Here is a 24,820-nt window from a genome sequence, read left to right as displayed (position 1 = left end):
TCCCGGGGAAGGTGATCTCCGGGCGGAGGGCGGAAGCCGATGCGGGCAGTGGTGTTCGAGCGGTACGGGGAGCCGGCCGAGGTGCGGGAGGTGGCGGACCCGGCGCCCGCGGAGCACGGGGTCGTGGTGCGCGTCGAGTCCACGGGGCTGTGCCGGAGCGACTGGCACGGCTGGATGGGCCACGACCCGGACATCACGCTGCCGCATGTTCCGGGGCACGAACTCGCCGGGGTGGTCGAGGCGGTGGGTGCCCGGGTGACCGGCTGGCACCCCGGCGACCGGGTCACCGTCCCCTTCGTCTGCGCCTGCGGAAGCTGTCCCGCGTGCGCGGCGGGCGACCAGCAGGTGTGCGAGCGGCAGACCCAGCCCGGGTTCACGCACTGGGGTTCCTTCGCCCGGTACGTGGCGCTCGACCACGCCGACGTGAACCTGATCGCGGTGCCGCCGGAGCTGTCCTTCGCGACGGCTGCCTCGCTGGGCTGCCGGTTCGCCACGGCGTTCCGGGCGGTGGCCGCCCAGGGAAGGGCGGCCGCGGGGGAGTGGGTCGCGGTGCACGGCTGTGGCGGTGTCGGCCTCTCGGCGGTGATGATCGCGGCGGCCTCCGGGGCCCGGGTCGTGGCCGTCGACGTGTCACCCGCGGCGCTCGATCTCGCGCGGAAGTTCGGGGCGGCGGAGTGCGTGGACGCCTCTGCCGTGGCCGACCCGGCGCAGGCGGTCCGTGAACTGACCGGCGGTGGCGCGCATGTGTCGCTGGACGCCCTCGGATCGCCCGCCACCTGCGCGGCCTCGGTGAACGGTCTGCGCCGTCGCGGCCGGCACGTCCAGGTCGGCCTGCTGCCCTCCCCGACCGGTACGACCCCCGTCCCGATGGCCCGTGTGATCGGCCTCGAACTCGAACTCCTCGGCAGCCACGGCATGGCCGCCCACGCCTACCCGGCGATGATGGAACTGGTCCGTGCCGGGACGCTCCGGCCCGACCTCCTGGTGACGTCCACCATCACACTGGACGCGGCACCGGCCGCACTGGCGGCCATGGGTTCGGCACCGGGCTCGGGGGTGACCGTCATCGAGCCGTGGAGCTGACGGTCCGTGGGCCGATGGTCCGTGGGCCGGTGGTCAGTGAGCCGTGGGGCCGGCGGGGTGTCCCCGGTGGGCGGCCCACTCATGGGCGAGGACCGACATCCGTACGGCGTCGATCCACTCGCCGTCGTGCAGGAGCGTCTGGCGCTCGACCCCCTCGGCCACGAAGCCGGCCTTCTCGTAGGCGCGGCGGGCCCGGGGGTTGAACGCGAAGACGTACAGCGAGACGCGGTGCAGGGCCAGTTGCTCGAAGGCGTGTCCGACGATCAGCCGGGTGGCCTCGGTGCCCAGTCCCCGGTCCCGGCCCCGGGGGCCGATGAGGATGCGGAACGTGCAGTTGCGGTTGTGCCGGTCCCACTCGTTCAGGACGGCCTCGCCGACCAGTTCACCGGTGGCGCGGTCCACCACACCGAGGTCCAGCCGGTCCGGCTGTTCGCCGCGCGTCGCGTACCAGGAACGCAGCCGCTCCGGCCCGAACTCCTCGTCCGGGCTGCCGGTGAGCCGCAGGACCTCGGGGTCGGCCAGGATCTCCGCCATCACCGGGGCGTCGTCCACGGTGAACGGTCGCAGCAGGGTCTTCTCGCCGGTGAGGACGGGTTTCACGGAGAAGGTCACCGTTGGATCATCGGCGGGCGACCGGCACGGCGGCAAGCGAATTGGGGCGGTGCCCCACCCGGAGGCGAGGCACCCGGACATGAAGGGCCCGGAGATGAGGCTCCCGGAGGCGAGACGCCCGGAGACGAGTCGCCCGGAAGCGAGACGCCCGGAGTTGAGGCGTCCGGTGGAAGGGGTCAGTCGTCTCTGCGGGCCCGGTTTCCCGGTCGCGAGGCGACCCAGGACCGGACGGTGTCCGCGTACCAGTAGGGCTTTCCGCCCTCGACATGGTCGGGCGGCGGCAGCAGCCCGTGCTTGCGGTAGGAGCGCACCGTGTCCGGCTGCACCTTGATGTGCGCCGCGATCTCCTTGTACGACCAGAGCCTGCGGTCGGTCATGAGGGGCACCTCCCTGCGCGCGCCGCGGCGGCGGCCTGGGGGCGGCCGTCGGGGGAGCCGGGCGCTGCGCTGGTGATCACAAAGCCTGTGCCCCGTGAACGACGCGGCGCGAGGGCAGGGCAGTGGCTGTTGACCGGGTGTTACGCAAGACCCGCGTACACGCGACATGTGTGACACGAAGGTGTTTTTTGTGACACGCGTGACGCATTGGTCGCCGAGGGACGGGATTTCGTCATGCCGGTGACGCCGGTGACGCCGGTGACGCCGGTGACGCCGGTGACGCCGGTGACGCCGGGGGCGTCGCCGGGGGCGGAGGCAGGACCGGAAGGGCCGGGCCCTTTCCCGAACGCTCATCGTCGTTCGAGCGGAGGGACGCCCCCGACGCCCCTGCCGGCGGGCCCGGCCCACCGGCTCCCCGCGCCCCGCATCCCCCCGGGGTCCGCGGCCGGAAATCACAGCCTGCCGTCGGTGCCGTCCGGTGGTCTTGGAGAAAATCGCCCTCCGGTCGATCGCGTTCCGCTCCGGAGCGGGTGTGCTTCGGGCCGTTCGGGGTCAGCCCGGGAGCGGGCGTGCCCGGTCCGCCGCGCCGAACAGGGGAGAGGGCGGCGCGCTCCGGCCGGGGGAGAGCACCAGACTGGTCGCCTCGCCCGCCACCCGCTCGTCCCCCGGCGGAGCGGACGGCGAGGCCCGCGGAGCCGTCCGCGCGGCGGTGAACCCGCGCGGAGTGCACCCGGTCATCGCCCTGAACTCCCTGCTCAGGTGGGCCTGGTCGTAGTAGCCGCAGGCCGCGGCCGTCTCGGCCTGGGAGCGGCCCGACGCGAGCAGCCGCCGTGCCCGCTGGAGCCGCAGCACCCGGGCGGCGGCCTTCGGCCCGAGCCCGATCTGTTCCCGGAAGCGTCTCTCCAACTGCCGTACGCTCCAGCCGACCTCGTCGGCCAGGCGCGGCACCGGGATGGCGCCCCCGGTCCCGCGCAGCCGGTTCCAGGCCCGCACCACCCGCGCCGAAGTCGGCGTTCCCGCCCCGGCCCAGCGGGCGAGTGCGTCGTCGAGCAGCCCGAACCGTTCCGCCCAGTCGGGCAACGCGGCCAGCGCGGCGCGGAGTTCGCCGACACTGCCCCAGCGGTCACCGCCCGCGGGCGTGCCCAGCGGGTGGGGCAGCTCGTCGGGGTCCACGGTCCGGTCCGTCAGTTCGTACTGCGGGGTGCCGAACAGGGTGAAGGCCGCCCACGGCATGAGCAGTACCTCGATGCCCGACAGCCGTCCGCCGTGCTCGCCGACGGCCGCGGTGGTGGCCGGCCCCGAGAAGACCGACACGAGGGTGGCCGGGGGCCGGCCCGAGCGGGTGACGCGCACCGGCTGGTCGAACCCCAGGAACAGTGTCGCCGCACCGATCGGGGCCTCCAGCCGGCGCCGCGGGCCGTCGAGGGCGAGCCGGATGCCGCGGTAGCCGACCACGCCGGGCCGCAGGCGCGGGTGGGGCGGCGCGACGGCGGTCTCCCAGGAACCGCCCGGTCCGTCCCCCGCCCGCAGGACGAGTTCCGCCGCTGCCCGGGTGACAGCCCCTTCCAGGGTCCGCGTGACGGCCCCCGCCGCCGCCCGGCCGGCAGCCCCTTGTGTCACTCGTGTGGCGGCCCCCGCCCGGCGGGGACGCCCGGGCGGCCCGCAGGACCCGCCGGGCCCCGAGCGCTCGTCGGGTCCTCCGGGCGCGGAGGTCATGCCCCGCAGGACCTCAGGAACGCCCGGGTGCGTCGGGCGATCGGCAGTGGCTTGTCCGGCGGACACGGGTACATGTCCTGCTCGACGATCGCGAAGAGCTCGACGCCGAGCTGCTGCGCGGCGGCGAGGACGGGCTCCAGCGCCGGGACGCCGGACGGCGGTTCGCACATCACGCCGCGCGCGACGGCCGGCCCGAACGGCACCTCCTCGGCGCGGACTCCGGCCAGCACCAGCGGGTCCACCTGCTTGAGGTGGAGGTAGCCGATGCGTTCGCCGTACGTCTCGATGAGCTTGACGCTGTCGCCGCCGCAGTAGGCGTAGTGGCCCGTGTCCAGACACAGCGACACCAGGGAGGAGTCGGTCGCGTCGAGGAACCGCGTCACGTTCTCCTCGCTGTCGATGTGCGTGTCGGCGTGCGGGTGGACGACGATCCGCAGCCCGTAGCGCTCGCGCACCTCATGGGCGAGCCGCTCGGTCTGGGCGGTCAGATTGCGCCACTGGGTCGGCGTCAGCGTGCTGTCCTCCAGCACCGCGCCGGTCTTGTCGTCGCGCCAGAAGGCCGGGATGACGACGAGATGCTCGGCACCCATCGCCTGGGTGAGCGCCGCGATGTCCGAGACGTGTGCCCAGGTGGACTCCCAGACGTCGGGACCGCGGTGCAGCCCGGTGAAGACCGTGCCCGCCGAGACGGTGAGCCCGCGTCGTGCGGTCTCCTCCTTGAGGACGTCCGGATCGGTGGGCAGATAGCCGTACGGGCCGAGTTCGATCCACTCGTAGCCCGAGCCGGAGACCTCGTCGAGGAAGCGCCGCCAGGGGACCTGCTGCGGGTCGTCGGGGAACCAGACGCCCCAGGAGTCGGGAGCCGAACCGATCCGGATGCGCGACAGTGAGGACGGAGGCGACGACCGCGGTGACGACTCCGGCGAGGGCCCGGACCCGGGCCGCGGCGATGACTGAGGTGGCAACGACGTCATGGGCGTCAGCTTCCGGCGGCTCCGGGGAGGTGTCAAGGGCTCGTCCGAATGTCTGGACAAAACATTGACAGGCTCCGCGGGCGGGACTAGACCTGGGGACAGCCGTAGGGAAGGGAACTCGATGGCGTACGAGCTGATCACCATGGGGCGGATCGGCGTGGACCTCTACCCGTTGCAGACGGGAGTCCCGCTGGCCCGGGTGACGTCCTTCGGCAAGTTCCTCGGCGGCTCGGCGACCAACGTCGCGGTGGCGGCCGCGCGGCTCGGACGGCGTACGGCCGTCATCACCCGGACGGGCGACGATCCCTTCGGGGCCTATCTGCGCGAGGCGTTGCGCGACTTCGGCGTCGACGACCGCTGGGTCACCGCGGTCCCCGGGCTGCCGACCCCGGTCACCTTCTGCGAGATCTTCCCGCCGGACGACTTCCCGCTCTACTTCTACCGGCAGCCCAAGGCCCCCGACCTGGAGATCGACGCCCACGAACTCGACCTCGGCGAAGTGCGCGCAGCCCGCGTCTTCTGGATGACGGGCACGGGGCTGAGCGCGGAACCGAGCCGCACGGCCACGCTCGCCGCCCTGGCCCACCGGGCCCGGTCCGGTACGACGGTCTTCGACCTCGACTGGCGCCCCATGTTCTGGGGGGACGCGGCGGGGAAGAACGCGGCCGGGAAAAGCACGGCCGGGAGGAACGGAGCTCCGCACGACACGGCGCGGAAGGACCTCGCCGCCTCGGCGCGCCCCTTCTACGCGGAGGCCCTGCGTCACGCCACCGTCGCCGTCGGCAATGTCGACGAGGTCGAGATCGCGACGGGCGAGCGCGAGCCGCACGCCGCCGCCGACGCCCTCCTCGAAGCCGGTGTCGAACTCGCCGTGGTGAAACAGGGCCCCAAGGGTGTGCTCGCCGTCCATCGCGACGGCACCCGGGCCGAGGTCCCGCCGCTCCCGGTCGAGGTGCTCAACGGCCTCGGCGCGGGAGACGCGTTCGGCGGCTCCCTCTGCCACGGACTGCTCGCCGGCTGGGACCTGGAGCGGGTCATGCGCCACGCGAACGCGGCGGGCGCCATCGTCGCCTCCCGACTGGAGTGCTCCTCCGCGATGCCGACGCCGGACGAGGTCGACCAGGCCCTCGCGGCGGGAGCGGTGCGGTGAGGGCGGGCCACGTCGGGGGAGCCCGCCACGAACAGGGCGGCGAGGCACCCCCGCCCCACGAGGCGGTCGAACACGCCCGGGCGGGCGTGCCGGAGAACACCGAGCCCGCCGGTGCCCCGCCCGACGGACCGCACTCCGCCACCCCCGTCACCCCCACCGCCTACGACCGTCTGCGCCCGTCGTCCCCCCGTGTCGACGTCCTCGCCCTCGTCCAGGTCCGTGCCCGACACCCCGAGGCGATCGCCGAGGCCGCCGCGCGGCGGGTGCGGCGGCCCCTGGTGGACGGCTCCGGACGGCTGATGATCGTCGCCGCGGACCACCCGGCGCGCGGCGCGCTGGCCGTCGGCGACCGGAGGCTGGCCATGGCGGGGCGCGCCGACCTGCTGGAGCGGCTGTGTCTCGCGCTCTCCCGCCCCGGCGTCGACGGCGTGCTCGCCACCGCCGACCTCCTCGACGACCTGCTGCTGCTCGGCGCGCTCGACGGCAAGGTGGCCATCGGCTCGATGAACCGGGGCGGACTCGCGGGTTCGGCCTTCGAGCTGGACGACCGGTTCACCGGGCACCGCCCGAAGGACCTCGAGCGGCTCGGGTTCGACGCGGGCAAACTGCTGCTGCGCATCGACTACGACGATCCGGGCTCGCTGCGCACCCTGGAGTCCACGGCCCGGGTGATCGACGACATGGCCGAACGTCAACTTCCGGTCTTCGTCGAACCGTTCCTCTGCCGTCGCCGGGAGGACGGTACCCTGCGCAACGATCTGAGCGCCGAGGCCGTCACCAAGTCGATCGCCATCGCCAGTGGCCTGGGCGGCAGTTCGGCGTACACCTGGCTGAAGGTCCCCGTCACCGAGAACCCTGACGACATGGCCCGCGTCATGGAGACCTCCACGCTGCCCGCCGTCCTGCTCGGGGGCGATGTCGGTGAGGACCAGGAGGGTGCGTACGAGAAGTGGCGCGGGGCGCTCCGGCTCCCCACCGTGCAGGGCCTGGTGGTGGGCCGTTCGCTGCTGTACCCCGCGGACGGCGATGTCGCCGCGGCCGTGGACACCGCCGTAGGACTGCTGTGAGGGCCGCATGAGCCGTCCGAGCAACGAGCTGTACGTGCCCAGGGGCACCACGGCCGACGCGTACTACGCCCTCGACATCGATCCCGGGCGGGCAGGCTGGACCCACAGCAGTCTGCGGGTCGTGGAACTGGCGCCCGGTGGCACCCACACCTTCACCACCGGGGACAGTGAGTGGATCGTGCTCCCGCTCAGCGGCGGCTGCACGGTGCGCGCCAAGGACGGCATGGAGCAGGAAGAGTTCCAACTCCTGGGCAGAAGGAGCGTGTTCGACGGAGTCTCCGACTTCGCGTACGTGCCCCGTGAGGCCCGGGTCCAGATCGCCTCCGGCGTGGGAGGCCGCTTCGCCCTGGCAGGAGCGAAGTGCGAGCGCCGACTCCCCGCCCGCTACGGCCCCGCGCCGGAGGTTCCCGTCGAAGACCGCGGCAGCGGCGACTGCGCCCGCCAGGTGCGCAACTTCGCCGCCGCCGACGTCTTCGACTGCGACCGGCTGATCGCCGTCGAGGTGATCACCCCTGGCGGCAACTGGTCCTCGTATCCGCCCCACAAGCACGACGAACACCTGCCCGGTGTCGAGTCGCGGCTGGAGGAGATCTACTACTTCGAGATCGACGGCCCGAACGGTTTCGGCTATCAGCGCGTATTCCCTTCCCGTGAGGGCGGTTCCGACGTCCTCGCCGAGGTCCGCACCGGCGATGCCGTCCTCGTCCCCGACGGATGGCACGGTCCGTCCATCGCCCAGCCCGGCCACGCCATGTACTACCTGAACGTCATGGCGGGGCCGGGCGGGGACAGGGAGTGGCGGATCCGCTTCCACCCGGGACACGTAGAAAGCACAGGGGGATACCGATGACCTCGACGACGAGGCTGACGGTCGCACAGGCGCTGGTGCGGTTCCTGGCCGCGCAGTACACGGAACGGGACGGCGAGCGACGCCGCCTGATCGGCGCCACCTGGGGCATCTTCGGCCACGGGAACGTCGCCGGGATCGGCCAGGCGCTCGTCGAGTACGCCGACGAGATGCCGTACCACCAGGGGCGCAACGAACAGGCCATGGTGCACGCGGCGGTCGGCTACGCGCGCCAGTGCGGCCGGCTGTCGGCGCACGCCGTGACCACCTCCATCGGGCCCGGCGCCACCAACCTCGTCACCGGCGCCGCGCTCGCCACGATCAACCACCTCCCGGTGCTGCTCCTGCCCGGCGACGTGTTCGCGACCCGCCCCGCCGATCCGGTGCTCCAGCAGCTCGAAGTCCCCTTCGCCGGGGATGTGTCGGTGAACGACTGTCTGCGCCCGGTGTCGAAGTACTTCGACCGGATCAGCCGCCCCGAAGCCCTGATCCCGGCGGCCCTCCAGGCGATGCGCGTGCTCACCGACCCCGTCGACACCGGCGCCGTCACGCTCGCGCTGCCCCAGGACGTGCAGGCGGAGGCGTACGACTGGCCCGAGGAGTTCTTCGCCGAGCGGACCTGGGCCGTGCGGCGCCCGGCGGCCGACGCCGGTGAACTGGCCGGTGCCGTCGCGGCGGTCCGCCAGGCCCGGCGTCCGCTGATCGTCGCGGGCGGCGGTGTCCACCACAGCCGTGCGGAGGAGGCGCTCGCGGAGCTCGCCTCCGCCACCCGCATCCCCGTCGCCTCCACCCAGGCGGGCAAGGGCTCGCTGCGCTGGGACCACCCCCAGGACGTCGGCGGCATCGGCCACACCGGCACGGCGACCGCCGACGAGCTCGCCCGCACCGCCGACCTGGTGATCGGTGTCGGCACCCGCTACACCGACTTCACCACCGCCTCCGGCACCCTCTTCGGCGCGTCGGGTGTCCGCTTCCTCAACCTCAACATCGCTCCGTACGACGGCCACAAGCTCGCCGGCACACCGCTGATCGCCGACGCGCGCGCCGGTCTCGAAGCGCTCGGCGAGGCGCTGCTGATGCACAAGCACCGCGCCGAGCCGGCGTACGTCACCGAGTACACGGACGACAAGGAGCGCTGGGAGTACCGCGTCGACGCGGCCTACGAGGCCGAGGACGTCGACATCCGGCCCACCCAGCCGCAGGTCCTCGGCGTCCTGGACGAGCTGGTCACCGAGGACGACATCCTGATCAACGCGGCCGGCTCGCTCCCCGGCGACCTGCACAAACTGTGGCGGGCCCGGTCGCGGGACCAGTACCACGTCGAGTACGGCTATTCGTGCATGGGCTACGAGATCCCGGCCGCGATCGGTGTACGGATGGCGGCCCCGGACCGGCCCGTGTGGGCGCTGGTCGGCGACGGCACCTATCTGATGATGCCGACCGAGATCGTCACCGCGGTCCAGGAGGGCGTCGCGATCAAGGTGATCATCCTCCAGAACCACGGGTACGCCTCGATCGGCGGTCTCTCCGAGTCCGTGGGCGGCGAGCGGTACGGCACGGCGTACCGCTACCGGGCCGGGGACCGTACGTACACGGGGGCGCCGCTGCCGGTGGATCTCGCGGCCAACGCGGCCAGCCTGGGCATGCGCGTCCTACGCGCGAAGACCGTGCGTGACCTGCGTACCGCCCTGGCCGAGGCGCGCGACGCGGACACTCCCACTTGTGTCTACGTGGAGACCGAAACGGCAGACACAGTGTCGGGCGCGCCCCCGGCCCAAGCCTGGTGGGATGTACCTGTGGCCGAGACCGCGACCCGATCGTCGGCGGTCAAGGCACGTGAGGAGTACGACCGGCACGTCGCCGCCCGACGCCGCCATCTGTGAAGGAGTGCATGGCCATGACGAAGACCGTCGACCACTGGATCGCCGGCAAGACCGTCGAGGGTGCGTCGGGTACGTACGGGCCGGTCACCGACCCGGCGACCGGCGCCGTGACCACGAAGGTCGCGTTCGCGAGTGTCGAGGAGGTCGACGCCGCGGTCGCCGCCGCGAAGGACGCGTACGCGACCTGGGGACAGTCCTCGCTGGCCAAGCGGTCCACGATCCTGTTCAAGTTCCGCGCGCTGCTCGACGCCAACCGGGACGCGATCGCCGAGCTGATCACCGCCGAGCACGGCAAGGTGCACTCGGACGCGCTGGGCGAGGTCGCCCGCGGTCTGGAGATCGTCGACCTGGCGTGCGGGATCACCGTGCAGCTGAAGGGCGAGCTGTCGACCGAGGTGGCCTCCAAGGTCGACGTGGCGTCGATCCGCCAGCCGCTCGGTGTCGTCGCGGGCATCACGCCGTTCAACTTCCCGGCCATGGTGCCGATGTGGATGTTCCCGCTCGCCATCGCGTGCGGCAACACCTTCGTCCTCAAGCCGTCCGAGAAGGACCCGTCGGCCGCCATGAAGCTCGCCGAGCTGCTGGCCGAGGCCGGTCTGCCCGACGGTGTCTTCAACGTCGTGCACGGCGACAAGGTGGCCGTCGACCGTCTCCTGGAGCACCCGGACGTCAAGGCGGTGTCCTTCGTGGGCTCGACGCCGATCGCCCGCTACATCCACACCACCGCCGCCGCGAACCACAAGCGCGTCCAGGCCCTGGGCGGCGCCAAGAACCACATGCTGGTCCTGCCGGACGCCGACCTGGACGCGGCCGCCGACGCCGCCGTCTCCGCCGCGTACGGCTCGGCCGGCGAGCGCTGCATGGCGATCTCCGCGGTCGTGGCGGTCGGCTCCATCGGCGACGAGCTGGTGGACAAGATCCGCGAGCGCGCCGAGAAGATCAAGATCGGTCCCGGCAGCGACCCGACGTCCGAGATGGGTCCGCTGATCACCGCCGCCCACCGCGACAAGGTCGCCTCGTACGTGACGGGCGCCGCCGACCAGGGCTCCGAGGTCGTCCTCGACGGCACGGGCTACACGGTCGAGGGGCACGAGGACGGCCACTGGATCGGCCTCTCGCTCCTGGACCGCGTGCCGGTGACGGCGGACGCGTACAAGGACGAGATCTTCGGCCCGGTGCTGTGCGTGCTGCGCGTGGACACCTACGACGAGGGGGTGGCGCTGATCAACGCGTCGCCCTTCGGCAACGGCACCGCGATCTTCACCCGGGACGGCGGCGCCGCCCGTCGCTTCCAGCTGGAGATCGAGGCGGGCATGGTCGGCGTGAACGTGCCGATCCCGGTGCCCGTCGGCTACCACTCCTTCGGCGGCTGGAAGGACTCCCTCTTCGGGGACCACCACATCTACGGCAACGACGGCACGCACTTCTACACCCGCGGCAAGGTCGTCACCACCCGCTGGCCGGACCCGTCGGAGGCGCCGACGGGCGTCGACCTGGGCTTCCCGCGCAACCACTGAGGCGCCCCCGGTGCCCCGCCCCTCGTCCGGGGGGCGGGGCACCGTCGCGTTTCGGGCCCCTGCCGGCCGCGGGGGCCCACCTCGGAGTGACGCCGAAGTCCTCGCCGTCCACGGGCGTCCGGAGTGCGGACCAATCCTGGCGAATTTCGAGACCCCGACTGCGGTTCTCGTCATGGAGTGATGAAACGGGTAGCGCAGGGAAATTGACGATGTTTCCTTGGAAAGCAAGGTCATGATCCGCTAGGTATTGATGATTGCAACATAGTGGCGTTGAAGCCTGGGAAAGTTATGTGATGTGGGCTGCTCCGCTACTGCGGATTCCGTAGGTAAACGGCCATTGACGCAACGGTTTCCGTCAAGGTTCCATCAGCGCGGGAGCGGACGAGAAGCAGCACGACGCGAGCCGCCGGAGGCGATAGCGCTCCCGCCCGAACCACCTGACGCACGAGTCGATCGGAACCGCTTCATGACCGACACGCTCCGCCCTGTCGAGACGGCCGTCCCGGACGCCGCCCCCACGGCGACCGGGAACCCCCAAAAGCTCAAGCGCTCCATCGGCATCGTCGGCGGCACCCTGCTGACGCTCTCGTGCGTGACACCCGCCTCGACGCTGTTCGTCGTGGTTCCCGACCTGTTCTCCTCGCTCGGCACGGCGACCGCGCTGACCATCGCGATCGGCTCCCTGCTCTGTATCGCCGTGGCGCTCTGCTACTCGGAGCTGGGCACCCTCATCCCCAGCGCGGGCGGCGAGTACGCCATGGTCTCCACGATGGCCGGACGTCTCGCGGGCTGGCTCGTCTTCGTGCTCTCCCTGCTGGTCGTCATGATCGTGCCGCCGGTGATCGCGATGGGCACGGCCGACTATCTGGCGCCCATCGTCCATCTGAACCCCTCGGTCGCCGGCGCCGCCGTGATGATCCTGGCCACCCTCGCCGGCCTGCTCGACCTGCGCGCCAACGCCTGGATCACCGGAATCTTCCTGGTCCTCGAGGTCATCGCCGCGGCGCTCGTGGCGGTCCTGGGCTTCGCCCACAGCGAGCGGGGCGTCGGCAGCCTGGTCTCGATGCAGGTCGCCGACTCCGGCGGCCACACGGACACCGTGACGGCCATGCTGGTCGTCTCCGGGCTCGCCATCGCCCTCTTCATCACCCAGGGCTTCTCGACCGCGGTCTACCTCTCCGAGGAACTGGAGAACCCGCGCCGCAACGTCGCCCGTACCGTCCTCGCCACCCTCGCCATCTCCACCGTCATCATCCTGGTGCCGGTCGTCGCGATCACCATGGGCGCCTCCGACCTGTCGGCCCTGACCGGCGGCGACATCAGCGGCATGGTCACGGCCTGGTCCAACTCGGCCGTCGGCACCTTCGTCAGCCTCTGCGTCGCCCTCGCGATCATCAACGCGGGCATCGTCATGGTCATCCAGAACTCGCGCGTCCTGTTCGCCTCGGCCCGCGACAAGGCGTGGCCCGGCCCGGTCAACGAGGGCCTGTCCCGGCTCGGCCGGTTCGGCTCCCCCTGGGTCGCCACGCTGCTGGTGGGCGTCCCCGGCGCCGCCCTCTGCTTCGTCAACCTGGACACCCTGTACGGCGTGACGGGCGTGTCGGTGACGGCCATGTACCTGCTCGTCGCGGTCGCCGCGCTGCTCGCCCGGCGCGGCCACCACCGCCACACGCCCGCCTGGCGGATGCCGCTGTGGCCCGCGGTACCGGTCCTGCTGATCGCGGTCCTCGCCTACATCCTCACCCAGCAGGAGACGGTCTACCTGCTGTGGACCGGCGGCATCACCGCGGTCGCCACCCTCTACTGGGCCTTCTACCTGCGGCCCCGCCGCGACACCCGCTGGCTGGTGTCGATCCCCGAGGACGCGGAGGCATAACGGCGCGGCACGCCCCGCCGGACCCGGCCCCGCCCCGGCGGCCTCAGCCGAAGTCCCACGTCACCACCGTGCACGTCCCGTCGTCCTTGCCACCCGCGCTGCGGTAGGTGGCGAGGGCGACGTCGTTCCCGGTGTCCACACCGACCCACATCCCGTAGCAGCCGCGTTCCCTGGCCAGGGCGGAGAGTTCGCGGATCAGCGCCCGCCCGGTGCCACGCCGCCGGAACACCTCGGCCACCGCCAGCTCGTACAGGAACATCTCGGTGCCCTTGTCGGGGTGGACCGTCTCCACGCCGCTGATGAAGCCGACGGGGACCTCGCCCTCGTAGGCCAGGTACAGGTGGTGCCCCCGGGTGTCCAGGAACCGCCGGGCCCACTCGGGACGCACGGGATGGTCGAAGAGGTACTCGGCGGCGGTCAGTTCCTCGACAGTGGTGGCGCGGCGCATCTCCATGGGGCGTTCGTACCACGGACGCGGTACGCCGGACCCGTGCCGTACTCCCGTGGGAGGGGCACGGGTTCAGCCCGGCGGCTGCCCCGGTCGCCGGCGGGCGCCCGTACCGTTGAGGCATGGATCTTCGACTGCCCCGGCCGCGCGGGCCGCTCCGGGGGCGCCTCCCCGCTCGCACCACGGCGCGAGCCCGCGGCAGATGGGCGGCCGCCGTCGCGGCCGTCGCGCTGCTCGCCGGAGCGGGCACCTGGACCGCCGTCGCCGACGACGGCGCTCCCGCCGTGCACCGCGCCGACCACGTCATGGCCATGGACGGCGGGGTGCGGCTCGACACCTCGTACTTCACCGCGGGCCCCTCCTCGCAGCGCCGCCCCGCCGTCCTCCTCGCGCACGGCTTCGGCGGCAGCAAGGCCGACGTGCGCGGCGAGGCCGAGAAGCTCGCCCGCGACGGGTACGCGGTGCTGACCTGGTCGGCGCGCGGCTTCGGCGAGTCCACCGGCAGGATCGGGCTGAACGACCCCAAGGGCGAGGTCGCCGACGTCTCCCGGCTCGTCGACTGGCTCGCCCGGCGGCCCGAGGTCCGGCTGGACGGGAACGGCGACCCGCACGTGGGCGTCACGGGCGCCTCGTACGGCGGGGCCGTCTCCCTGCTCGCCGCCGCGAACGACCGGCGCGTCGACGCGATCGCCCCCTCCATCACGTACTGGAACCTCGCGGACGCCCTGTTCCCGAACGGCGTGTTCAAGAAGATCTGGACGGGCCTCTTCATCAACTCCGGCGGCGGCTGCGACCGGTTCCGGCCCGAACTGTGCGCGATGTACAACCGGGTCGCGGAGTCCGGGAAGCCGGACGCGGCGGCGACGAAGCTGCTCCAGGAGCGCAGCCCCTCCGCCGTCGGCGACCGCATCAAGGTGCCCACCCTCATCGTGCAGGGCCAGTCCGACTCCCTCTTCCCGCTCGGGCAGGCCGACGCCATGGCCAAGGCGATCAAGGCCAACGGCGCGCCCGTGGACGTCGACTGGATCTCCGGCGGCCACGACGGCGGCGACCGTGAGACGGACCGCGTCACCTCCCGGGTCGGCTCCTGGTTCGACCGCTACCTGAAGGACGACAAGGGCGCCGACACGGGCCCCGCCTTCCGCGTCACCCGCACCGGAGGCATCGACTCCACCGACGGCGCCGCCCTGCTGCGCGGCGCGAGCGCCGACACCTACCCCGGGCTGGACAGCGGCCGGCACGCGGTCACGCTGACCGGCCGCGAGCAGAGCTTCGAGAACCCGGCCGGCGCCAGCCCGCCCGCCATCTCCGCCCTGCCCGGCCTCGGCGGCTCGGGCGGCCTCACCCAGCTCTCCTCCCTCGGCGTCGGGGTCTCCCTCGACTTCCCCGGCCAGTACGCCCGGTTCGAGTCCGCGCCCCTCCGCGACGACCTGCGGATCACCGGCTCGCCGACGGCGACCGTGCACGTCAGGTCGAGCACCGACGACGCGGTCCTCTTCGGGAAGGTGTACGACGTCGGTCCGGGCGGCACCCAGCAGGTGCTGCCCTCCCAACTGATCACCCCGGTCCGCGTCGAGGGCGCGAAGACCGGCAAGGACGTGACCCTCACCCTCCCCGCCGTCGACCACGAGGTCCGGAAGGGCCACCGGCTGCGCCTGGTCCTCGCCTCCACCGACCTCGGCTACGCCTCCCCGGCGGCCCCGGCGACGTACACCGTCTCCCTGAAGGGCGACCTCCGGGTGCCGACCGCCCCCGGAGTGACGACCGCCGCCGCGCCGCTGCCCGCCTGGGTGTGGTGGCTGCCGCTCGCCGGCGCGCTGACCGCCCTGGCGCTGCTGGTCACCGGCCGCCGCCGCACGAGCGCCCCGGCCCCCGATCCCGGGTCCGCCGAAGTCCCGCTCCAGATCACCGGCCTGAGCAAGCGCTACGCCAGGTCCGCGGACCGGTACGCGGTACGGGAGCTGTCGTTCCGGGTGGAGAAGGGCCAGGTCCTCGGCCTGCTCGGACCGAACGGCGCGGGCAAGACCACCACCCTGCGCATGCTCATGGGCCTCATCAAGCCCGACGACGGCGAGATCCGCGTCTTCGGGCACGCGATCCGCCCCGGCGCGCCGGTCCTCTCCCGGGTCGGGGCCTTCGTCGAGGGCGCGGGCTTCCTCCCGCACCTGTCCGGCCGCGAGAACCTGGAACTGTACTGGCGGGCCACCGGCCGTCCCCCCGAGGACGCCCACCTGGAAGAGGCCCTGGAGATCGCCGGACTCGGCGACGCCCTCGCCCGCGCGGTGCGCACCTACTCCCAGGGCATGCGCCAGCGCCTCGCCATCGCCCAGGCCATGCTCGGCCTCCCGGACCTGCTGATCCTGGACGAACCGACCAACGGCCTCGACCCGCCGCAGATCCGCGAGATGCGCCAGGTGATGATGCGCTATGCCGCCGCGGGCCGCACGGTCATCGTCTCCAGCCATCTCCTCGCCGAGGTCGAGCAGTCCTGCACCCACCTGGTGGTCATGGACCGCGGCCGGCTCGTCCAGGCGGGCCCGGTGTCCGAGATCATCGGCTCCGGCGACACCCTGCTCGTCGGCACCGGCTCACCCGTCGACGAGCCGGTCGTCGAGAAGGTGGGCGCCCTGCCGGGCGTGTCCTCGGCCGTCGCGACCGACGACGGGCTGCTGGTCCGTCTCGACGCCGACGGCAGCGCGCAGCGCCTGGTCGTGGAGCTCGTACGCCTCGAAGTACCGGTGGCGTCGGTGGGACCCCACCGACGCCTGGAAGACGCGTTCCTCACCCTGATCGGAGGCTCCGCATGAGCACGCTCGTCGAGCGGACCGAGACCGCGGACGGGTACCGCGCGCGCCGCACGCTCCCGCTGCGCGTCGAGCTCCTGCGCCAGTTGAAGCGCCGCCGCACCCTGGTGATGGGGGCGATTCTCGCGGCCCTGCCCTTCGTCCTGCTCGTGGCGTTCGCCATCGGCGGCCAGCCCGGCGGGCGCAACGGCCGGGTCACGCTGATGGACACGGCCACCGCGTCGGGCGCCAACTTCGCCGCGGTGAACCTGTTCGTCTCGGCGGGCTTCCTCCTGGTGATCCCGGTCGCGCTGTTCTGCGGCGACACCATCGCCTCCGAGGCAAGCTGGTCCTCGCTGCGCTACCTGCTGGCGGCCCCCGTGCCGAGAGCCCGGCTGCTGTGGTCCAAGCTCACCGTCGCCCTCGGGCTCAGCCTCGCGGCGATGGTCCTGCTGCCGGTCGTCGCGCTGGCCGTGGGCACCGCCGCCTACGGCTGGGGGCCGTTGGAGATCCCCACCGGCGGCGCGCTCTCCGCGGGCACCGCCGCCCAGCGGCTGCTCGTCGTGATCGCGTACATCTTCGTGTCCCAACTGGTCACCGCGGGGCTCGCGTTCTGGCTGTCGACGAAGACGGACGCGCCGCTCGGCGCGGTCGGCGGCGCGGTCGGCCTGACCATCGTGGGGAACGTCCTCGACGCGGTCACCGCCCTCGGGCACTGGCGCGACTTCCTGCCCGCCCACTGGCAGTTCGCCTGGGCCGACGCCGTCCAGCCGACCTTGGAGTGGGGAGGGATGATCCAGGGCACGGCGATCTCCGTAACGTACGCACTCGTCCTGTTCGCCCTGGCCTTCCGCGGTTTCGCGCGCAAGGACATCGTGTCTTAGGTCTCCGGAAGATCACCGACCGGTCTCGAAGCCCCTCCGCCGTGGCCGCTTCGAAATCCTTCCGCAACGCATCCGAGCGCTCATACCGGCCCCCTCGGCCGTCACAGTCACACATGTCGGCCCACACAAGGGCCGTACGCCGAGGGGGCACAGATGGGGATGAACCACATACAGACGGCGGCGGACGCAGGCCGCCCACGCGGGGGCGCGCGGAAGGCGGGCCTACGACGGCTCAGTGCCTCGCTGCTCGCCCTGACGGCGGCGGGCGCGGTGCTGCTCACCGGATGCGGTGCGGGCGGCGGCAACTCCTCGGACAGCGACGGGAAGAAGTCCGGCGACCGCAGCAACCTCCCGCTGCCGGCCCCCGTCCAGCCGTCGGGCGGCGCGGCCGAACGCGACCAGGAGGGCGAGCAGTCGGACGCCCCCGATGTCGCGCCGTCGCCCGACTACCTCTCCACCTTCGCCCTCGACGTCGACACCGCGTCGTACGGCTACGCCCGCCGCGCCCTCGCGGGCGGCCGGGTCCCCGACCCCTCCACGATCCGGCCCGAGGAGTTCGTCAACAGCTTCCGTCAGGACTACGAACGCCCCGACGGCAACGGCTTCTCGGTCACCGTCGACGGCGCCCGCACCGACGACGAACGCTGGTCCCTCGTCCGGGTCGGTCTCGCCACCCGTGCCGCCGAGAGCGAGCGCGAACGCCCGCCCGCCGCCCTCACCTTCGTCATCGACATCTCGGGTTCCATGTCCGAGCCGGGCCGTCTCGACCTGGCCCGGGAATCCCTGGACGTGATGACGGACCGGCTGCGCGACGACGACTCGGTCGCCCTGGTGACCTTCAGCGACGAGGCCGAGACCGTGCTGCCGATGACCCGGCTCGGCGACCACCGCGGCCGTGTCCACAAGGCGATCGACCGCCTGGAGCCGACCGACTCGACCAACCTCGGCGCCGGCGTGAGGACGGGGTACGCGACCGCCGTCGAGGGGCTGCGCGAAGGCGCCACCAACCGGGTCGTCCTGATCTCCGACGCCCTCGCCAACACCGGTGACACGGACGCGGACAGCATCCTCGAACGGATCTCCGCCGCCCGCCGCGAGCACGGCATCACCCTCTTCGGTGTCGGTGTCGGCAGCGAGTACGGCGACGCCCTCATGGAACGCCTCGCCGACAAGGGCGACGGCCACACGACCTACGTCTCCAGCCGCGACGAGGCCCTCACCGTCTTCTGCGACCAGCTCCCGCAGAACATCGACCTCACGGCACGCGACGCCAAGGCGCAGGTCGCCTTCGACCGCGAGACCGTCGAGCAGTTCCGGCTGATCGGCTACGACAACCGCAAGGTCGCCGACGAGGACTTCCGTGACGACCGGGTGGACGGCGGCGAGGTGGGCCCGGGCCACACGGTCACCGCGCTCTACGCCGTCCGCACCCGCCCCGGCGCCTCCGGCCCTCTCGCCACCGCGACCGTCCGCTGGCTCGACCCCGACTCCCGCGCCCCGCACGAGGAGTCCGGCCGCCTGGAGACGGGCTCCCTCCGTGACGGTGTCTGGACCGCGTCCCGCTCCTTCCAAGTCACCGCCGTGGCGGCCTACTTCGCCGACGCCCTGCGCTCGGGCGACGCCCGCTGGAGCTCGCTGCCCGGTGGCCTCCCGCTGGGCGAACTCGCCTCCCGCGCCCGCGATCTGGCGAACGACTCCGAAGACAAGGACGTCACCGCTCTCGCCACCGCGATCGGCCAGGCCGACGAACTGGACGTCTGCGCCACGGGCTGCACACGGTAGCCACCCTGCCCGGCGGCTAGGGCCACCCTCCCTGGCCGCCTGGGCCGCCCTGCCCGGTTGCTCGGGCCCACCCTCCCCGGGCCGCCCTGCCCGGCTGCTTGGGCAACCCTCCCTGGCCGACCTCCCCGGCTGCCCCGCCTCCCGGGCTGCCCCGGCCTCCCCGCCCTCCCGGGCCGTCCCGGCCGCCCCGGCTGCCCCGGCGCCGCCGGGGCAGCCGTCGGCTCGTTCGCCACCTGCTCGTGGGCCGCCCATCGGGCGGGGGAACGGCCTGCGGGGACGGATCGTGCGCGATCCATTGAAATTCCGTTACGCGTGGGTAAGTTGACGCCGGAGTAAGGACCCTGCGACCGGGAGCCGTGATGGGTGTACGCAAGGATCTGAAACGGGCGAAGCGACACGCCGGCCTCGCGAGCCGCAGCCGCGTGGAACTGGTCAAGGACGAGAGCGGTACGGTCCGCGAGGCACGCACCGCCACCCTGGCACCCACCCCCACCTCCGGCAGCACGGCCGACCTGCCGTTCACCAACGCGGCCGAGGCGCCCGACGCGATCGTGCTGCGTTGGCCACGGCAGGGCTCCTGGGCCCCGGTGACCGCGGCCGCCTTCGTCCGCGAAGTCACCGCCACGGCCAAGGGGTTGATCGCGGCGGGCCTCGAACGGGGCGGCCGGGTCGCGGTGATGTCCCGTACGCGCTACGAGTGGACGGTCCTCGACTTCGCCGTCTGGGCGGCGGGCGGCCAGACCGTCCCCGTCTACGCGACCTCCTCCGCCGAGCAGGTGGCGTGGATCGTCCAGGACTCGGACGCGCGCTTCGTGATCGTCGAGACCCCCGGGAACGCGGACACCGTGGCCACCGGCACCGCCCGCCGGTCCGAACCTCCACGCGTCTGGCAGCTCGACGCGGGCGCCCTCGCCGAACTCGCCTCCCTGGGACGGGACATCAGCGACGAGGAGGTCGTCAAGCGGCGCGCCGCGCTGACCCCCGAGACCGTCGCGACGATCTGCTACACCTCCGGGACCACCGGCAGACCCAAGGGCTGCGTCCTCACCCACGCCAACCTGTACGCCGAGGCCGCCAACACGGTGGAGCTGCTGCACCCCGTCTTCCAGGCGGTCACCGGTCGGACCGCCTCGACGATCCTCTTCCTCCCGCTCGCCCACATCATGGGCCGCACCCTCCAGATCGCCTGCCTGATGGCCCGGATCGAGCTGGGTCACTGCCCGAGCATCAGGCCCGACGAACTCCGGCCCGCACTGCGGGAGTTCCGTCCGACGTTCCTGGTCGGCGTCCCGTATCTCTTCGAGAAGATCCACGCCACCGGGCGCGCCACCGCCGAGAAGATGGGCCGCGCCGCCTCCTTCGACCGCGCCGACCGCGTCGCCGTGCGCTTCGGAGAGGCGTATCTGCACAAGTTCCTCGGCAGGGGCAAGGGCCCAGGGCCCGGCCTGTACGCGGCCTGGGCGCTCTACGACCTGCTGGTCTACCGCCGTATCCGCAAGGAACTCGGCGGCCGCGCGCACTACGCCATCAGCGGCGGCTCCCCGCTCGACCGCGACCTCAACCTCTTCTTCTACGCCGCCGGAATCCTCGTCTACGAGGGCTACGGGCTGACCGAGACGACCGCCGCCGCCACCGTCGTCCCGCCTCTCCGGCCCCGCCCCGGAACCGTCGGTCCGCCGGTCCCGGGCACCGCCGTCCGTATCGCCGACGACGGCGAGGTGCTCATCAAGGGGGGTGTCGTCTTCGGCGCCTACTGGAACAACCCGGCGGCGACCGACGCCGTCCTGACCGACGACTGGTTCGCCACCGGCGATCTCGGCGCCCTGGACCAGGACGGCTATCTCACGATCACCGGCCGCAAGAAGGACATCCTCATCACCACGGGCGGCAAGAACGTCTCGCCCGCCGTCCTGGAGGACCGGCTGCGCAGCCGCGCGCCCGTCGGCCAGTGCCTCGTCGTCGGCGACAACCGCCCGTTCGTCGCGGCCCTGATCACCCTCGACGCCGAGGCGGTGGCCCACTGGCTCGCCGTCCGGGGACTCCCCGCGGACACCCCGGCGCGGGACGTCGTCCGTGACCCGCGGATGCGCGCCGACGTCCAGAAGGCCGTGGACCACGCCAACCAAGCCGTCTCCCGGGCCGAATCCATTCGCGCGTTCGCTTTGGTGGAAGGTGATTTCACGGAGGACAACGGTCTGCTCACGCCGTCCCTGAAGGTGAAACGGCACGCGGTGACGGCGCTGTACGCGGCCGAGATCGAGACGCTGTACGGGAGTTGAGGAAGCCACTGCCCCGGACACGGGCACAGCCACTGCCCCGGACACGGGAACAGCGGGCCGCTCCCGAGGAGTGACCCGCTGTCCGTGGTGCCGAGGTGATCAGCTGCCGACGGCGCCGTTGCCCGACAGGACCGGGATGTTGTCCAGGATGTGCGAGAGCGGCTCGTCGCCCTTGGCCTGGGTGGAGTTCTCGGTGCACTGCTGGTTCTGCGGGGCCGAGAGGACCGGGACGTCCTGGAGGCCGATCTGCGCCAAGCCGGCGATGTTCTGGACGTTGAGCTTGGCCGGCAGGCCGACGCAGGGCTTGTTCAGCGAGCCCTGGACCAGCGCGAGCTGGGGGCTCAGGTCGCCGTGCGTGGCCTGGTTGCCGTACTTCTGGACGGAGCCGTTGCCGTTGACGGTGGTGACACCGCCGTCGTTGCCGATGGCGAGCGCCTGGGGCGCGGCGGCGGAGACACCGGCGATGGAAGCGGCGATGGCCGCGGTCGCCCAGAGCTTCTTCATGTTCGTTTGCCCTTTCGGAGAGCGACTCCGAACGGAGCCGCGTCATGATCAACAGTGCTGCGGATGGAGTGGTTGCGGGGTGTCCCCGGGATGGGTCACGGGGTACCCGGGGCCGACACGTCGCCGCCGCTGTCGTCGTGGAGGTGACAGCGGCAGCGGGCCGCCGGGAGTGCCGGAAGCCCGCTGTGCGCGGCGGTGGGTCAGCTGCGGCTGGCGCCGTTGCCCGAGAGGACCGGGATGTTGTCCAGGATGTGCGAGAGCGGCTCGTCGCCCTTGGCCTGGGTGGAGTTCTCGGTGCACTGCTGGTTCTGCGGGGCGGACAGGATCGGCACGTCCTGGAGGCCGATCTGCGCCGCGCCGAGCACGTTCTGGGCGTTGAGCTTGGCCGGCAGGCCGATGCAGGGCTTGTTCAGGGACCCCTGGATGAGCGCCAGCTGCGGGCTCATGTTGCCGTACGTGGCCTGGTTGCCGTAGATCTGCGCGGCGCCGTTGCCGTTGGCGGTGTTGACACCGTTGTCGTTGCCGATGGCCAGCGCCTGCGGCGCGGCGGCAGCCGAGGCTCCGACGACGGAAGCGGCGATCGCCGCAGCAGCCATAACCTTCTTGATCACTTGCTGATCCCTTCTGGAGAAACCCCGTCCACCGGAGCGATCTGGACAACTGGCCCCTGTACTGCATAGTTGCTCCGATTCACCCCAATGGCCCATGCGGATGGTGTGACGGTCACTTTCTCGGGCCAGAGGTTGCGTGATTCGGACAGGTCGGACAGTCCGATCGGGTGACGTCGCGCAACCATTCCCACCGGCTCCGGTTGGGGTGGGAGCAGGGAATGCGTGTCACAGGTAGGAAAGGAACCCGGAGAAATGCTCAAGAAGGCAATGGCCGTGATGGCTGTCGCGGCTTCCGTCGTCGGTGTCTCGGCGGCGGCCGCCCCGCAGGCGCTGGCCATCGGCAACGACGAGGGCGTCACCACGGTGAACGGGAACGGTGCCGAGCAGACGTACGGTAACGCCCTGACCAAGGGCGACCAGAGCCCCCAGCTCTCGCTCGTCCAGGGCTCCCTGAACAAGCCCTGCGTCGGCCTGCCGGCCAAGGTCAACGCCCAGAACGTGCTCGGCCTGCTGGCACAGGTCGGCGCCCAGGACGTGCCGATCCTGTCCGCCCCGCAGAACCAGCAGTGCACCGAGAACTCCACCCAGGCCAAGGGCGACGAGCCGCTCTCGCACATCCTGGACAACATCCCGGTCCTCTCGGGCAACGGCGCCAGCCGCAGCTGACCCGCCGGCCTCGGCCCGGGTCGCGCGTCGTGTTCCGGCGGGCGGCCCGGGCTTTGTTGTGCGTTCCCGTCATTCGTGTGAAATCCATTTCTGTCGAGTTGACTTTCTCTCCCGGGTGAAACGCTTCTTCCCCCGGAGGACCGTTTCGCCTGGTGTGAAGCTTCCGTGCTCATTCGGTGCGGGGCGATTCGAGTGAATTCCCAATTGGCCTACGTTCCACAGTTTCTTGGGCCAGCCATCCCTCGTTTACAGCCTGCAGGTCATGATGCGAGCCGCTCAAGTTGCGCTCGCTCGGCTTCGGCCGACAAAGGGGCATGACCGCAGAGAAGGGAAAGCACGTGAAGCACAAGAAGAGCGCTGCTGTCGTCGCCGGCGCGATCATGGCCATGGGTATGGCTGCCCCGGCCTTCGCGGACTCGGGCGCCCAGGGTGCCGCCGTCCACTCTCCCGGTGTCCTCTCGGGCAACGTGGTCCAGGTCCCGATCCACATCCCCGTCAACGTGTGCGGCAACTCGATCAACGTGATCGCCCTGCTGAACCCGGCGATCGGCAACCGCTGCGCCAACGACTGACGTTTCGGCACTTCAGCCGCTCCGGCTGTGCCACGGCCGGCCTGGGACCGCCTCATCGGTCCCAAGGCCGGCTTCCTCACTTCTACCAGCAGGAAGAAAACAAGAGTGCGACAGAACCTGAGTAGGGGAGTGGTCGTGGCCGCGGCCGCGACGGGCTTCGTGTCCCTGTACGCCAGTCCGGCCCTCGCGGACTCGAACACGACCGCGACCGCCTCGGACTCGCCCGGCGTGGTGTCGGGGAACAACGTCCAGGTCCCGGTGAACGTGCCGCTGAACGTCTGCGGCAACACGGTCGACGTCGTCGCCGCGCTGAACCCGGCCTTCGGCAACTCCTGCGCCAACGGCTCGGGTTCGCACGGCCGGCACACCGCGCCGCAGCACGCCGTCCATCCCGAGGCCGGCTCCGGACAGTACTCCGGACAGCAGGCCGGACACGGCTCGGGACGCGTTCCGGGACAGGGCGCCCATCACGGTGGCACCGACCACTCGGGCGGCGGCCGCGGCGGCCACGGCGGATACGGTGAACACAGCGGTTACACCGGTCATGACGGCGGTTACGGCGGTCATGACGGCGGCTACGGCGGTCACAACGGCGGTTACGGCGGTTCCGGCTACGGCGACTCGGTATACGGGGACTCCGGATACGGGGACTCCGGCCGGAGCCACTCCGGGCACGGAGGTTCGGGGTACGGCAACTCGGGCGGTCACCACGGCGGTTGGAGCGGCGCCTCGTCGTCCGGCGGGGCGCACGGTTCGCCGGGTGTCCTGTCGGGTGACCACGCCGCGGCACCGGTGGACGTCCCGATCGAGCTCTGCGGCGACACCTTGGACGTGATCGGCCTGGGGAACCCCGTGTTCGGCAACGAGTGCGGCCACCAGCACCCCCACGGGACGCCCCCGCACGCCCCTTGCCCCCCGCCGCACACGCCCCCGCCGCCGGTTCATGAGCACCCGCCGACGGGGACTCCGTACACGCCCGCCTCGTACACCCCGCCCGTCAAGGTCCACGAGCAGCCCCCCGCCCCGCCCGTCACGGTGCACAGCCAGTACACCCCGCCCACGCTGGCGGAGACCGGCGGTGAGGGCCTGCTCGCCACCTCGGCGGCCAGTGCCGCCCTGCTGGCGGGCGGCACCGTGCTGTACCGGCGAGCCCGGGTCGCGTCCCGTCCGTGACGCTCCGCTCCCGGGT

At 72.0% G+C, this 24,820-nt stretch carries 21 protein-coding genes; 14 read left to right on the top strand and 7 right to left on the bottom strand.

Annotation, left to right across the window (positions count from 1 at the left end):
• The first annotated feature begins 39 nt into the window (after positions 1-39).
• Complete coding sequence (locus tag ACFWBT_RS09830) at positions 40-1,083, top strand: zinc-dependent alcohol dehydrogenase family protein (protein WP_385697797.1); 1,044 nt, start codon at positions 40-42, stop codon at positions 1,081-1,083.
• 33 nt (positions 1,084-1,116) lie between these two features.
• Here the strand turns inward: ACFWBT_RS09830 and ACFWBT_RS09825 are convergent, their stop codons facing one another.
• From ACFWBT_RS09825 to ACFWBT_RS09810, 4 genes are all read right to left on the bottom strand, one after another.
• On the bottom strand, positions 1,117-1,695 hold the full coding sequence (locus ACFWBT_RS09825; RefSeq protein WP_385697795.1) for a GNAT family N-acetyltransferase: 579 nt from the start codon (positions 1,693-1,695) through the stop codon (positions 1,117-1,119).
• A gap of 176 nt (positions 1,696-1,871) precedes the next feature.
• The gene (locus tag ACFWBT_RS09820) at positions 1,872-2,072 is read right to left on the bottom strand and encodes a helix-turn-helix transcriptional regulator (RefSeq protein ID WP_385697793.1); all 201 of its coding nucleotides are present in this window, start codon (positions 2,070-2,072) and stop codon (positions 1,872-1,874) included.
• A gap of 552 nt (positions 2,073-2,624) precedes the next feature.
• Positions 2,625-3,527: a helix-turn-helix domain-containing protein gene (locus ACFWBT_RS09815; RefSeq protein WP_385697841.1), complete on the bottom strand. Its 903-nt coding sequence runs from the start codon at positions 3,525-3,527 to the stop codon at positions 2,625-2,627.
• Positions 3,528-3,784: 257 nt separating this feature from the next.
• Positions 3,785-4,762: a sugar phosphate isomerase/epimerase family protein gene (locus ACFWBT_RS09810; protein WP_385697791.1), complete on the bottom strand. Its 978-nt coding sequence runs from the start codon at positions 4,760-4,762 to the stop codon at positions 3,785-3,787.
• 121 nt (positions 4,763-4,883) lie between these two features.
• On the opposite strand from ACFWBT_RS09810, the gene iolC reads away from it, so the two are divergent.
• From iolC to ACFWBT_RS09780, 6 genes are all read left to right on the top strand, one after another.
• A complete protein-coding gene (gene iolC / locus ACFWBT_RS09805) occupies positions 4,884-5,912 on the top strand; it encodes a 5-dehydro-2-deoxygluconokinase (RefSeq protein WP_385697789.1) in 1,029 nt (342 codons plus the stop codon).
• Between the two features lie 170 nt (positions 5,913-6,082).
• Positions 6,083-6,979: a deoxyribose-phosphate aldolase gene (locus ACFWBT_RS09800; RefSeq protein WP_385697840.1), complete on the top strand. Its 897-nt coding sequence runs from the start codon at positions 6,083-6,085 to the stop codon at positions 6,977-6,979.
• Positions 6,980-6,986: 7 nt separating this feature from the next.
• Entirely contained in the window at positions 6,987-7,829 is an 843-nt protein-coding gene (gene iolB, locus ACFWBT_RS09795) for a 5-deoxy-glucuronate isomerase (protein ID WP_385697787.1), read from the top strand.
• Positions 7,826-9,709, top strand: coding sequence for a 3D-(3,5/4)-trihydroxycyclohexane-1,2-dione acylhydrolase (decyclizing) (gene iolD / locus ACFWBT_RS09790; protein ID WP_385697785.1), 1,884 nt, complete (start codon positions 7,826-7,828; stop codon positions 9,707-9,709). The genes iolB and iolD overlap by 4 nt, the downstream gene beginning before the upstream one ends.
• 14 nt (positions 9,710-9,723) lie before the next feature.
• Complete coding sequence (mmsA, locus tag ACFWBT_RS09785; protein WP_385697784.1) at positions 9,724-11,226, top strand: CoA-acylating methylmalonate-semialdehyde dehydrogenase; 1,503 nt, start codon at positions 9,724-9,726, stop codon at positions 11,224-11,226.
• Positions 11,227-11,692: 466 nt separating this feature from the next.
• The gene (locus tag ACFWBT_RS09780; RefSeq protein ID WP_385697782.1) at positions 11,693-13,102 is read left to right on the top strand and encodes an APC family permease; all 1,410 of its coding nucleotides are present in this window, start codon (positions 11,693-11,695) and stop codon (positions 13,100-13,102) included.
• A gap of 43 nt (positions 13,103-13,145) precedes the next feature.
• Here ACFWBT_RS09780 and ACFWBT_RS09775 read toward each other — a convergent pair whose 3' ends face one another.
• Positions 13,146-13,556: a GNAT family N-acetyltransferase gene (locus ACFWBT_RS09775; protein WP_266758947.1), complete on the bottom strand. Its 411-nt coding sequence runs from the start codon at positions 13,554-13,556 to the stop codon at positions 13,146-13,148.
• 116 nt (positions 13,557-13,672) lie between these two features.
• Between ACFWBT_RS09775 and ACFWBT_RS09770 the strand changes: the two genes are divergently transcribed.
• From ACFWBT_RS09770 to ACFWBT_RS09755, 4 genes are all read left to right on the top strand, one after another.
• Positions 13,673-16,357 carry an alpha/beta fold hydrolase gene (locus ACFWBT_RS09770; RefSeq protein WP_385697780.1) on the top strand — a complete coding sequence of 895 codons (2,685 nt, stop codon included), beginning with the start codon at positions 13,673-13,675 and terminating at the stop codon, positions 16,355-16,357.
• On the top strand, positions 16,354-17,217 hold the full coding sequence (locus ACFWBT_RS09765) for an ABC transporter permease (RefSeq protein WP_385697778.1): 864 nt from the start codon (positions 16,354-16,356) through the stop codon (positions 17,215-17,217). The genes ACFWBT_RS09770 and ACFWBT_RS09765 overlap by 4 nt, the downstream gene beginning before the upstream one ends.
• Before the next feature lie 159 nt (positions 17,218-17,376).
• Positions 17,377-18,999 carry a von Willebrand factor type A domain-containing protein gene (locus ACFWBT_RS09760; RefSeq protein WP_385697776.1) on the top strand — a complete coding sequence of 541 codons (1,623 nt, stop codon included), beginning with the start codon at positions 17,377-17,379 and terminating at the stop codon, positions 18,997-18,999.
• A 359-nt stretch (positions 19,000-19,358) separates the two neighbouring features.
• The gene (locus ACFWBT_RS09755; RefSeq protein ID WP_385697774.1) at positions 19,359-21,278 is read left to right on the top strand and encodes an AMP-dependent synthetase/ligase; all 1,920 of its coding nucleotides are present in this window, start codon (positions 19,359-19,361) and stop codon (positions 21,276-21,278) included.
• Positions 21,279-21,377: 99 nt separating this feature from the next.
• Here the strand turns inward: ACFWBT_RS09755 and ACFWBT_RS09750 are convergent, their stop codons facing one another.
• Entirely contained in the window at positions 21,378-21,782 is a 405-nt protein-coding gene (locus ACFWBT_RS09750; RefSeq protein ID WP_385697772.1) for a rodlin, read from the bottom strand.
• A gap of 200 nt (positions 21,783-21,982) precedes the next feature.
• Positions 21,983-22,393, bottom strand: a complete 411-nt coding sequence (locus ACFWBT_RS09745) for a rodlin (protein WP_385697770.1) — start codon at positions 22,391-22,393, stop codon at positions 21,983-21,985.
• Between the two features lie 252 nt (positions 22,394-22,645).
• Here ACFWBT_RS09745 and ACFWBT_RS09740 point away from each other — a divergent pair, with 252 nt between their 5' ends.
• From ACFWBT_RS09740 to ACFWBT_RS09730, 3 genes are all read left to right on the top strand, one after another.
• Entirely contained in the window at positions 22,646-23,059 is a 414-nt protein-coding gene (locus ACFWBT_RS09740) for a rodlin (protein ID WP_385697768.1), read from the top strand.
• A gap of 314 nt (positions 23,060-23,373) precedes the next feature.
• Complete coding sequence (locus ACFWBT_RS09735; protein ID WP_385697767.1) at positions 23,374-23,631, top strand: chaplin; 258 nt, start codon at positions 23,374-23,376, stop codon at positions 23,629-23,631.
• A 105-nt stretch (positions 23,632-23,736) separates the two neighbouring features.
• Positions 23,737-24,804 (top strand): chaplin, encoded by a 1,068-nt coding sequence (locus tag ACFWBT_RS09730; protein WP_385697765.1) that lies wholly within the window; start codon positions 23,737-23,739, stop codon positions 24,802-24,804.
• The last annotated feature ends 16 nt before the right edge of the window (positions 24,805-24,820 follow it).

The sequence above is a fragment of the Streptomyces sp. NPDC060027 genome (assembly GCF_042737005.1).
Lineage (GTDB): Bacteria > Actinomycetota > Actinomycetes > Streptomycetales > Streptomycetaceae > Streptomyces.
Note: the sequence above shows the minus strand (reverse complement) of the source record. Positions and strands in the feature narration are given on the sequence as shown.

Coding starts and splice junctions, on each gene's coding strand:
- ACFWBT_RS09830 (WP_385697797.1), top strand. CDS start 40: ATGCGGGCAGTGGTGTTCGAGCGGTACGGGGAGCCGGCCGAGGTGCGG.
- ACFWBT_RS09820 (WP_385697793.1), bottom strand. CDS start 2,072: ATGACCGACCGCAGGCTCTGGTCGTACAAGGAGATCGCGGCGCACATC.
- ACFWBT_RS09810 (WP_385697791.1), bottom strand. CDS start 4,762: ATGACGTCGTTGCCACCTCAGTCATCGCCGCGGCCCGGGTCCGGGCCC.
- iolC (WP_385697789.1), top strand. CDS start 4,884: ATGGCGTACGAGCTGATCACCATGGGGCGGATCGGCGTGGACCTCTAC.
- iolB (WP_385697787.1), top strand. CDS start 6,987: ATGAGCCGTCCGAGCAACGAGCTGTACGTGCCCAGGGGCACCACGGCC.
- iolD (WP_385697785.1), top strand. CDS start 7,826: ATGACCTCGACGACGAGGCTGACGGTCGCACAGGCGCTGGTGCGGTTC.
- mmsA (WP_385697784.1), top strand. CDS start 9,724: ATGACGAAGACCGTCGACCACTGGATCGCCGGCAAGACCGTCGAGGGT.
- ACFWBT_RS09780 (WP_385697782.1), top strand. CDS start 11,693: ATGACCGACACGCTCCGCCCTGTCGAGACGGCCGTCCCGGACGCCGCC.
- ACFWBT_RS09775 (WP_266758947.1), bottom strand. CDS start 13,556: ATGGAGATGCGCCGCGCCACCACTGTCGAGGAACTGACCGCCGCCGAG.
- ACFWBT_RS09770 (WP_385697780.1), top strand. CDS start 13,673: ATGGATCTTCGACTGCCCCGGCCGCGCGGGCCGCTCCGGGGGCGCCTC.
- ACFWBT_RS09765 (WP_385697778.1), top strand. CDS start 16,354: ATGAGCACGCTCGTCGAGCGGACCGAGACCGCGGACGGGTACCGCGCG.
- ACFWBT_RS09760 (WP_385697776.1), top strand. CDS start 17,377: ATGAACCACATACAGACGGCGGCGGACGCAGGCCGCCCACGCGGGGGC.
- ACFWBT_RS09755 (WP_385697774.1), top strand. CDS start 19,359: ATGGGTGTACGCAAGGATCTGAAACGGGCGAAGCGACACGCCGGCCTC.
- ACFWBT_RS09750 (WP_385697772.1), bottom strand. CDS start 21,782: ATGAAGAAGCTCTGGGCGACCGCGGCCATCGCCGCTTCCATCGCCGGT.
- ACFWBT_RS09740 (WP_385697768.1), top strand. CDS start 22,646: ATGCTCAAGAAGGCAATGGCCGTGATGGCTGTCGCGGCTTCCGTCGTC.
- ACFWBT_RS09735 (WP_385697767.1), top strand. CDS start 23,374: ATGACCGCAGAGAAGGGAAAGCACGTGAAGCACAAGAAGAGCGCTGCT.